Annotated in this window: 9 protein-coding genes; all 9 read right to left on the minus strand. The window is 45.5% G+C overall.

All coding sequences use genetic code 11. The annotated features are described in order from the left end of the window. A partial coding sequence (locus LDL40_RS11735) for an ATP-binding protein (RefSeq protein WP_300995565.1) occupies positions 1-2,596 on the minus strand: 2,596 nt, incomplete at its 3' end. 74 nt (positions 2,597-2,670) lie between these two features. Then, a complete protein-coding gene (locus tag LDL40_RS11740; protein WP_300995566.1) occupies positions 2,671-3,507 on the minus strand; it encodes an MBL fold metallo-hydrolase in 837 nt (278 codons plus the stop codon). Between the two features lie 8 nt (positions 3,508-3,515). Beyond that, positions 3,516-4,811, minus strand: a complete 1,296-nt coding sequence (locus LDL40_RS11745; RefSeq protein ID WP_300995567.1) for an NCS2 family permease — start codon at positions 4,809-4,811, stop codon at positions 3,516-3,518. Positions 4,812-4,910: 99 nt separating this feature from the next. After that, positions 4,911-6,449: a leucyl aminopeptidase family protein gene (locus LDL40_RS11750; protein ID WP_300995568.1), complete on the minus strand. Its 1,539-nt coding sequence runs from the start codon at positions 6,447-6,449 to the stop codon at positions 4,911-4,913. A 157-nt stretch (positions 6,450-6,606) separates the two neighbouring features. After that, a complete protein-coding gene (gene nqrM / locus LDL40_RS11755) occupies positions 6,607-6,852 on the minus strand; it encodes a (Na+)-NQR maturation NqrM (RefSeq protein WP_300995569.1) in 246 nt (81 codons plus the stop codon). A 202-nt stretch (positions 6,853-7,054) separates the two neighbouring features. Further along, the gene (gene nqrF, locus LDL40_RS11760) at positions 7,055-8,281 is read right to left on the minus strand and encodes an NADH:ubiquinone reductase (Na(+)-transporting) subunit F (protein ID WP_300995570.1); all 1,227 of its coding nucleotides are present in this window, start codon (positions 8,279-8,281) and stop codon (positions 7,055-7,057) included. A gap of 25 nt (positions 8,282-8,306) precedes the next feature. Beyond that, positions 8,307-8,915 (minus strand): NADH:ubiquinone reductase (Na(+)-transporting) subunit E, encoded by a 609-nt coding sequence (nqrE, locus tag LDL40_RS11765; protein ID WP_127020414.1) that lies wholly within the window; start codon positions 8,913-8,915, stop codon positions 8,307-8,309. A 10-nt stretch (positions 8,916-8,925) separates the two neighbouring features. Then, positions 8,926-9,555, minus strand: coding sequence for an NADH:ubiquinone reductase (Na(+)-transporting) subunit D (locus LDL40_RS11770; protein WP_127020412.1), 630 nt, complete (start codon positions 9,553-9,555; stop codon positions 8,926-8,928). Continuing rightward, on the minus strand, positions 9,548-10,000 hold a 453-nt coding region (nqrC, locus tag LDL40_RS11775), incomplete at its 5' end, for an NADH:ubiquinone reductase (Na(+)-transporting) subunit C (RefSeq protein WP_300995571.1). The genes nqrC and LDL40_RS11770, both read right to left, overlap by 8 nt.

The raw sequence follows: 10,000 nt of genomic DNA on the forward strand, positions 1-10,000 counted from the left end.
ATCCGGTGCTTAATACCAAATCCTTAGCCTGAGCCGCCAGTTCCAGTTTGCACATTAATGCAGTTAGCTCCGGATATCCCATGCTACCTGCACTTCCTTTCACACTATGAGCTTCATACTGCAGGCGTTGCCAGTTAGTTGTAGACAGCCACAATTCAAAATCCCGCAATAACGCAGGTAAAGCCCGCGTGAAGTCTGCTTTGAGCTTTAAAATAACGGGATCTGAAGCGAATTTTTCTGCAAGTTGATCATCCAGAGCGGCGTGAGTGGGGCAGAACTTCTGTAGTACGGCCAGAAAATCTTTTTGCACTATGGGCTTGGACAAAACGGCCTGACAACCCACTTTCAGATACCTGCTCTGATCTTCACTCATCACATTAGCTGTTAAAGCAATAATAGGTAAATCCATACCCGCATGACGGATTAAGGCGGTTGCCTCCTCTCCTCCCATTTCCGGCATCTGCATATCCATCAGCACTAAATCAAAATGCTCCAGTAAGACCCGCTCTACCGCTTTGTGGCCATTTTCGACGACCACAGACTGGATACCAAGCTTTTGTAATAGCACTTGGATCAACAATTGGTTATCTGTATTGTCTTCTGCAACCAACAGCTTGAGTTTGTCATAATCCGGTGACATTTCAACTTCTGGAGACTCGGGGACCGGACGCTGATAACTATGGATCAGGCTAATATGCTGATGTTCACAGGCCATCACTATTTCAAAACAACTACCAATTCCTTTCACACTTTCGACCTGAATATCACCTTGCATCTGTTCCATCAATTTTTTTGAAATACAAAGCCCAAGGCCAGACCCACCAAAGTTACGGGTTACAGCGGCGTCGGCTTGTACAAAAGGCTGAAAGAGTTTAGTCAATTCCTGTGCTGTAATACCAATACCGGTATCCTTAATTTTGATCCTCAGCACTTCTTCCGGAGTTTGATAAGATACACTGATCACCACTTTGCCTTTTTGAGTAAATTTGACAGCATTAGAGGTCAGATTTAATAACACCTGTCGAAAGCGTAAAGTGTCCGTATAGATAGCTTGTGGTAAGGGGTAATTCAGCTCAAGTGAGCATTGCAAACCTTTGAGCTCTGCCTGCTGTTTTGTCAGTTGATAAATATCATCCAGCATAGCTGGCAGGTTCACTTGCTCCGTCAGTAGCTCCAGTTTATCGGCTTCAATCTTGGATAAGTCGAGAATATCATTGATCAGAGCCAGTAAATGATCGCCACTTCGCAACACTCGTCGCAAGTAGTCAAGCTGGCGATGCGGGTCATTTTCATGGATAGCCTGTTCGCTAAAACCAATGATGGCAGTTAAAGGCGTACGAATTTCATGGCTCATATTAGCTAAAAATACGCTTTTTAATCTGTTCGCTTGTTCCGCCACTTCCCGCGCCAGTCTTAATTGCTGATTTGCCTCTTCCAATTGTTGGTTAGCATCTGCCAGATCTTGCGTTCTGGCTGCTACTTTGTCTTCCAATTGCTGCTGATAGGCTCTCTCTCGCTCCCTGTACACCCTTAATTGACGCACCATTACATTAAAAGCGGCGAACATATCACCCAATTCGTCTTGTTTTTTGACGGTCAGTACTGTCGACAAATCACCACGTCCCACAGCTGTTTTGGCCACTGTTAATTCGCGTATTGGTGTTAACACAAAACGGGCAAGAACCCAATAAATAAGCACAGGCAAACCAATACAGAACAGCACACAAAACAGTGCAATCAGCGAAGGCTTATAGGCCATCGTCTTATCGAGCAGAGCAGGTTCTACTCCCATTACCAGCTGGTAAGGACCAGCTAAAGAGACGCCCGTGACCAACATAGATTGGCCAAGCAATAAGGTTGGTACAAACTCGTGCTTATCTACACTGGCTTGAATTTCAGTGAAATTAACAGGGGAAAAGGCACTTCCCATTAGCAAACTATTCTCAGCAAAAGCAATAGTAGCCGCCTGGCTAACAATAAGAGGCGCACGCAGCTCCCCCCCTAACTGGCTAATCCCTTGTTGAAACGCGACAGGTTCTATCACAAACACCACATAACCCCATAGACGCTTGATATCTCCGGAGTTTTGTCCCGACAAATAGATTTTCTGAGCCACATACAAATTAAGTTGCTCACTGCCTTGCTCACTGGATAGAAAAAAGCCTTGATCGTCCATCATGGCCTGCAGGGAGGAAAAATATTGATTACGAAATCGACTCACCTCAGTTGCATTTTTCTGGAATGGTATGGTCAGCTGATAATCGCCGTTGAGCCGAATGAACTTAATAGCGATAATTTCGGGATTTTGTCTGCGATAGTCCTCGAAATCACTGACCAGATCGCTCTGCAGCGCTGTCTCCCCGGCAATGTAACGTTCAACCGACTGTTGCGCTGATAATACAAAGAGGCTCTGTTGGTAGGAAGTTAATTTCAGACGTATTTGTTGTTGTGCAGCTGTCAGCTCCGCGCTGATTTGCAGGAACAACTGTTGTTCGTAGTAACGGGCACTAAAGTGATAAGACAAATAACCCAGACATAACAAAGGCAAGACCAGAATAGGTAGCATGTAGACTACTAAAGTTTCACGTAACCTCATGAAGATCCTGGTTTATGCCTTAAAAGCGCTCTGATATTGCCAAAGCATACCCAGAGCGCCAGCGAACTACAAGACTAAGCTTTAAATAGCGTGCGGATCCAACGCTCCTCAGTGATAAAGTGCCAACTCCAACTTTTCCACTGTGCCGATAAACCCTGAGCTACAATTTGGTCTTCGGTTTTACCCTGAGCTTTTAAAGCACTCACCTCTGCCAGCGTTTGCTGCATCATTATTAAGAAACGCTCCAAACCCGCTTTATCCATTAAGTCACCGTGACCAGGGATCAGCTTGGTTTTCTCATCGATTTGGCTAAGCAGCAGTTTTACATTGTTGATGTAGCCTGATACCGAACCACCACTATCCAGATCGATAAATGGGAAACGGTCGGCAAAAAACAGGTCTCCTGTATGCAACACATTGGCGTCTTTGAACCAAACCACTAAGTCACCGTCCGTATGACTTACCGGCATAGTCACCAGTTTTATGGCCACACCATTTATACTAAGCTGCTTTTCACCTGTAAAAGTCTCTGTGGGTAAACCTGAACGAGGAAATTTAGTATCAGCCTTTAATCTGGTCAAAACATTGCTATGAGCGATAATCTGGGCACCTGAAGCTAAAGCGGCATTACCATTTACATGATCCCCATGAAAATGAGTATTCACTAAAGTTTTAACCTGCACTCCTGCTTGTTTGCTTTGAAGCTCAGCTTTGATTTGAGGTGCAACATGCTCGTACTGTGAATCTACTACCAGTGCACCATCCGGGCCCACCACGGCTGCAATGTTACCACCAGCACCTTTGATCATATAAAGATGCTTAGCCAGTTCAATGCTGCTCACCTGTACTTTGTCCTGAGCCACTACAGTAGTTGAAAGCAGCAGCGCTAATAACACACTTATCTTTTTCATACCTTTCCTTATGCAAAGAAAAATTTAGCGGCAAAAACCGCTGTTAATACCCAGACGCTAAGGCTTGTCTCCGACAAGCGCCCGGTCACCAAACAAAGTATCGCATAGGTAATGAAGCCCAACCCTATCCCATCGGCAATAGAAAAGGTCAAGGGCATCATCACCAGAACTACGACCACGGGCACGGATTCGATCAAATCGTCCCATTTCACATGCTGTAAACTGCTAAGCATTAAAGTCGCTACATAAAGCAGCGCACCGGCTGTTGCATAAGATGGCACCATAGCAGCTAATGGTGAAAGCCAAAGCGCCGCTAAAAACGCCAGTCCTGTGACTACTGCGGTTAAACCTGTACGGCCGCCAGCACTAACTCCTGCGGTACTTTCAACATAACTAGTGGTGGTGGATGTGCCCACTAATGCGCCGGCAATAGTCGCCGAGCTGTCTGCCAATAAAGCACCTTTTAAGCGGGGAATTTCACCATTGGCTTTTAACAAACCTGCTCTTTGACTCACCGCAACTAAAGTGCCGCTGGTATCGAATAAATCTAAAAACAATAAACTTAAAACCACAGGCACCATAGCCCATTGCAACACAGAGGCAAAATCCAGTTGTAAAAAAGTAGGAGCTAAGGAGGGCGGCATAGCCACAACACCACTAAAGCTGGTGTCACCACGCCACCAGGCGATAGCTGTGATCGCTAAAATACTGATGAATACGGCAGCATGTTGTTTACGATGCGTCAGTGCAAAAATCAGGAAAAAACCAGCTATGGCCAGCACCACTTTAGGGTCATGTAAATCCCCCAAAGTCACCAGTGTGGCTGGGCTGGCTACTATGATATTGGCAGTTTTTAAAGCAATCAAAGCCAAAAACATGCCAATACCTGCAGCTATCCCCATTTTGAGTGCAAAAGGAATGCTTTGGATAATCCACTCACGAATTCTGAAAACACTCAGTAGTAAAAATAGAACACCTGAGCAGAACACCGCAGCTAAAGCTGTCTGCCAGCTATGACCTTGCTCCAGCACTATCACATAAGTAAAAAATGCATTCAGTCCCATACCTGGCGCTAAAGCAACAGGAAGATTCGCCAGCATCCCCATAGCAATAGAGCCAAAAGCAGCCGCCAGACAAGTAGCAACAAAAACAGCGCCATGATCCATACCAGTTTGTGCCAGCATACTTGGGTTTACAAACAGGATATAACTCATTGCCATAAAAGTAGTTAAGCCAGCAATCAGCTCTTTTTTGATATTAGTCTGGCGCGCTGTCAGCTCGAAATAACGCTCTATAAATTTCATAAACAACTATCCATCTGTGCCTGCTTTATCAGTCATGTACTATAAAACAAAAACCCGAAGCTAAGCCCCGGGTTTTTACTTGGTCTGAAAAATCCTGAATTATAAACAATAATAAGCGGCTAATGCCGCTACTGGCGCTGCAGATGGTTTGCCATGTTGCCAGTCGCCCCCATCCACACCGCTGCCAGCGATGTCGATATGACAATACGGCAGTGGCCGATCTGAGTTTACGCCATGTTGGTCTAAACCTGCCGCTGCAACTAAAAATGCCATAGGGAACTGATGGCCACGAGCAGTGACTGAAGACGGTGCGTTGTTACAACTTAATAAATCATCCGCCGAGCTGCGGCCTTTAATAAAGCTATAGTCTTCACGGCGACTGCGGGAAATTTCACTTGGATCTGCCCATAAATCGCCGACCAAAGCTAAGTCAGCTGATAGTCCAACCCGGCGGGCCGCTCCATTTTCAACTAAAGCGCTGTATGGGCCAACGGCACGGGCCGCATGACCTGTTAAAGTAGCAATAGAATAAAGCGTAGGATTGATCGCAGTCTTAGCCTCTTCGCGTAAATGCGATAACAAATCGGCCAATACCAGACGACCTTCAGCATCGGTATTACCAATGCGTACCCGGATGCCAGCATGACTGGTAATAATTTCATCCGGCACAAAAGCATCAGAACCTATGCTGTTACGCACAGCACCTATTTCCGCAATGATACGGATACCCTTGGTTTTTAGCAAAGCCACAGTTTTTATAAAGCCAGCCACTGCCGCAGCACCGCCTTTATCCCGGCTCATACCGGCCATAGCACCACCGGTTTTTAAATCCGCGCCTCCTGTGTCATATACCAGGCCTTTACCGGCAAATAACAGGGTTTGTTCGATTTCGCCCTCACCCTGATACTCAAGACGGATCACCGCAGGTTTATGGCGGTCAACCTGCAACGAACAGCGGGCTACAGCCATCAGCAATGGATAATCTTTTTGTAGTGTGTCTACTTTGGTTTCTACCGAAACCTCTACATCAGTACCGGCAAAAGTTTCAACACAATAATCAGCAAAACGACGTGGAGCCATGCGCTCAGGTTCAGTACCACATAAATCACGGGCTACACGCTTTCCTGCTTCAACCGCATCCATATAACGCGCCTGATGCTCTGTGACACCTACCACACCAATCGCAATAACAGGTTCTATGGCAGCTTCACCACGGGCTTCACGACCTTCCAGCGGCTGCCACAAGGCCTGACAAGCCCCTAAATAAGCCACTTCAGCCGCATACTGATAAGCATCTGAATCCGGGGCTATTACATACAATGCCGGAGATTTAGCACCAGCGGCCTTGGCTTGACTGATACCCTGCTTAGCCGCATCATAAAAACTGCGGACATCATCGTAATCTCTGTCGAGTGGGCCAGTAGGTGACAGCACCAGACGTTGTCCGGGCGCTTTTGCTGATAACAGCAACACTGTTTCTTTACCAATACGGTTATCTATAGCCGTAGCAGCATTAATTTCAGACTGTAATTCAGTCACAGCAGTAAAACTGGACGCAACGATAATCAGAGCATCCCATTGGGAGTCATTCAGTGCAGCCTGAACAGAAGATACAGCGATAGCAACCGGGTAAGACATGGACGTGGCCTCAAAAGAATAATGAGCTGCATTATTAAGTACACGGCGTTTTGAGGCAATAGAACGAAAGGACCTGAGATACAGACCCTGTAACTAAAAACTGACAAGCCAGCATAAGCTGGCTTGACGGACGTTCAAAAAGTGCAAAGAAGCAGTATCAGATAATTTTATTCTGCTGCCATTCCTGCTCTTTTTTCATACGTTGCTGACGTTTTTCACAAGGTGTATCGCAGTCACAGGCTTTTTCTATACCTAAAGCACCTAGGCCACCACAACTACCAGCTATGGTTTTACGTTGCACCATGTAACCTATCGCCATAGCCGCAACTACAACTATCAGGATGATAAAAGTAAAAATAAAGACTTCCATAGCCACCTCATCAAACTTAGAAGCTTTGAACAAACAGTCGGCCTGCTTGCCCGTTACAGGGCGCTATTGTAACAAGTTTCGACCACTATCCCTACGCAAAAACGTGATTCAGACAAATAAAAAATTGTCAGGATCAATTTTTAACAATGCGAAGCATTGGCCCGAAGGGTGAGCGCCAAGGATGGCTGCGAATAAAAATGGGGTCCATAGGACCCCATTTTTAGTTTACTTTAACTTAACCGCCGAAGTCATCCAACAGAATGTTGTCGTCTTCTACACCTAAGTCTTTCAGCATATTAATCACCGCTTTGTTCATCATCGGTGGACCACACATATAGAACTCACAGTCTTCCGGAGCTTTATGGTTTTTCAGGTAGTTTTCATACAGCACATTGTGAATAAAACCTGTGTAACCAGTCCAGTTATCTTCAGGCTGCGGATCAGATAAGGCCACGTGCCATTTGAAGTTTTCGTTCTCAGCTTGCAGCATGTCGAAATCTTCCACATAGAACATTTCACGCTTAGAACGGGCACCATACCAGAAGCTCATCTTACGTTTGGATTTCAGACGGCGTAACTGGTCAAAAATGTGTGAACGCATTGGCGCCATACCAGCACCACCACCAACGAATACCATTTCCGCTTCCGTCTCTTTAGCGAAGAACTCACCGAATGGACCAGAAATAGTCACTTTATCACCGGCTTTTAAGCTCCAGATGTACGAAGACATTTTACCGCAAGGTAAGCTCAGATTATTTGGCGGAGGCGAAGCAATCCGCACGTTTAACATGATGATGCCTTCTTCTTCCGGATAGTTCGCCATAGAGTAAGCACGAATTGTTTCTTCGTCTACTTTGGATTCCAGTGTGAAGAACTTAAAGCGTTCCCAGTCACCACGGTATTCAGCCGGAATATCAAAGTCAGCATACTTCACATGGTGAGCCGGCGCTTCGATCTGGATGTAACCACCAGCACGGAAAGGCACTGATTCGCCATCAGGAATAGCCAGCTTCAATTCTTTGATAAAGGTAGCTTTGTTATCGTTAGAGATAACTGTACATTCCCACTTTTTAATACCAAAGATTTCTGGTTCAACTTCGATTTCCATGTCAGTTTTTACACTGACCTGACAAGCTAAACGACAACCTTCACGACGATCACCTTTAGTCAGGTGGCCCATCTCCACAGGTAATACATCACCACCACCTGAATGAACATGAACACGGCACTGACCGCAAGAACCACCGCCACCACAAGCTGATGACAGGAAAATGCCTTTATCAGCTAAAGCGCCAAGTAATTTGCCGCCGGCTTTTGTTTGAATAGCTAACTTAGGGTCGCCATTCACTCCAATGGTAATGTCACCTGAAGACACCAGTTTTGCCTTAGCAGCTAAAATCATAACAACTAAAGCCAGAACCAGCAGGGTGAACATTCCAACGCCAAGATATATCTCTTGCATTGTTCTTTCCTTTTACAGCAATTGCTTACAGTGAAACGCCTGAGAAGGACATAAAGCCCAAGCCCATTAAACCAACCATGATAAAACGTGAACCTAAACCGCGCACGCCAGCAGGCATGTCGGCATATTTCAGTTTCTCACTGACAGCGGCCATTAATGTGATAGCCAGAGTCCAGCCGATACCACTACCTAAACCAAAGACTACGCTTTCACCGAAGTTATAATCGCGCTCAACCATAAAGGCTACAGCACCAAATATCGCGCAGTTTACTGTGATCAAAGGTAAGAAAATACCTAAAGCGTTGTACAGCGCAGGAACGTACTTGTCTAAGAACATCTCTACGATTTGTACTAAAGCCGCGATCACACCAATATAAGTGATAAAGCCCAGGAAACTTAGATCTGTACCAGGAAAACCAGCCCAGGCCAGAGCGCCGGGAGCTAACAGGTTGTGATAAACCAGATTGTTTACTGGCACAGACAAAGCTAAAACGAAAGTCACAGCTATACCTAAGCTGAATGCCGTTTTCACTTGTTTTGATACTGCGATAAATGTACACATACCGAGGAAAAAGGCTAAAGCCAGGTTCTCGATAAAGACCGCACGAACAAATAAACTAATGTAGTGTTCCATTGTTAGCCCCTTATGCCTTCTCAACTTGTTCTGGACGGAAAGTACGCAGTATCCAGATTAACAAGCCGATGATGATAAACGCACTTGGTGCAATCAACATCATACCCATAGGCTGATACCAGCCACCGGCGCTGACTAGTGGCAGAATTTCAACGCCAAATAAAGTTCCTGAACCAAACAGCTCACGAATAAATGCAACAATCAGCAATAACACTGTGTAGCCTAAACCGTTACCTATACCATCCAGGAAGCTCATTAATGGCGGGCTTTTCATCGCATAAGCTTCAGCACGACCCATGACGATACAGTTAGTGATAATCAAACCAACAAATACCGACAGCTCTTTAGCTACGTTATAAGCAAAAGCTTTAAGCACCTGATCCACCACTATAACCAGAGAGGCGATAATGGTCATCTGTACTATGATACGAACGCTGGATGGAATATGGTTACGGATCATCGAGATAAACATGCTCGAGAACGCAGTCACCAATGTCAGGGCTATACCCATAACTAAAGCTTTATCCAGCTTAGTGGTTACAGCCAACGCAGAACAAATACCTAAAACTTGTAATGCGATAGGGTTATTTGCAAAGACCGGTCCGAAGACAAGGCTTTTAATTTCTTTTGCACTAGCCATTGTTTAATGCTCCGTCGCGAACTTTGGTCAGGAAAGGTGCAAAACCTTTGGCGCCTGCCCAGAAATCGAAAGTATTCTGAACGCCCTTGCTGGTTAAAGTAGCGCCAGACAAACCATCTACTTCATATGGTGAAGTTGGATTGGCGTTGCCAGGTTTCATCACTTTGATAGCTGGAGCGCCAGACTCGTCCAACAACTTTTTGCCAACAAATTGAGCAGTCCATTTCGGGTTCTGTACTTCACCACCTAAACCAGCAGTTTCGCCTTGTTCATAGTAGTTAATACCTTTAATGGTATTGCCATCGTTGTCCAAAGCTAAAAACGCGTGCATAGTCGACCATAAGCCATAACCATGGACTGGTAAAACTATGGCTGATAACTTGCCAGATTCAACGCCGTCGTTATAGGCGAAGTAAACAGGAGCAATGTTTGCACGGCTTTTAAT

The organism is Rheinheimera sp., assembly GCF_020217005.1.
Taxonomy (GTDB): Bacteria; Pseudomonadota; Gammaproteobacteria; order Enterobacterales; family Alteromonadaceae; genus Pararheinheimera.

Bases quoted from the DNA above. Each gene is read 5' to 3' on its own strand.
- LDL40_RS11740 (WP_300995566.1), bottom strand. From the start codon at position 3,507: ATGAAAAAGATAAGTGTGTTATTAGCGCTGCTGCTTTCAACTACTGTA.
- LDL40_RS11745 (WP_300995567.1), bottom strand. From the start codon at position 4,811: ATGAAATTTATAGAGCGTTATTTCGAGCTGACAGCGCGCCAGACTAAT.
- LDL40_RS11750 (WP_300995568.1), bottom strand. From the start codon at position 6,449: ATGTCTTACCCGGTTGCTATCGCTGTATCTTCTGTTCAGGCTGCACTG.
- nqrF (WP_300995570.1), bottom strand. From the start codon at position 8,281: ATGCAAGAGATATATCTTGGCGTTGGAATGTTCACCCTGCTGGTTCTG.
- nqrE (WP_127020414.1), bottom strand. From the start codon at position 8,915: ATGGAACACTACATTAGTTTATTTGTTCGTGCGGTCTTTATCGAGAAC.
- LDL40_RS11770 (WP_127020412.1), bottom strand. From the start codon at position 9,555: ATGGCTAGTGCAAAAGAAATTAAAAGCCTTGTCTTCGGACCGGTCTTT.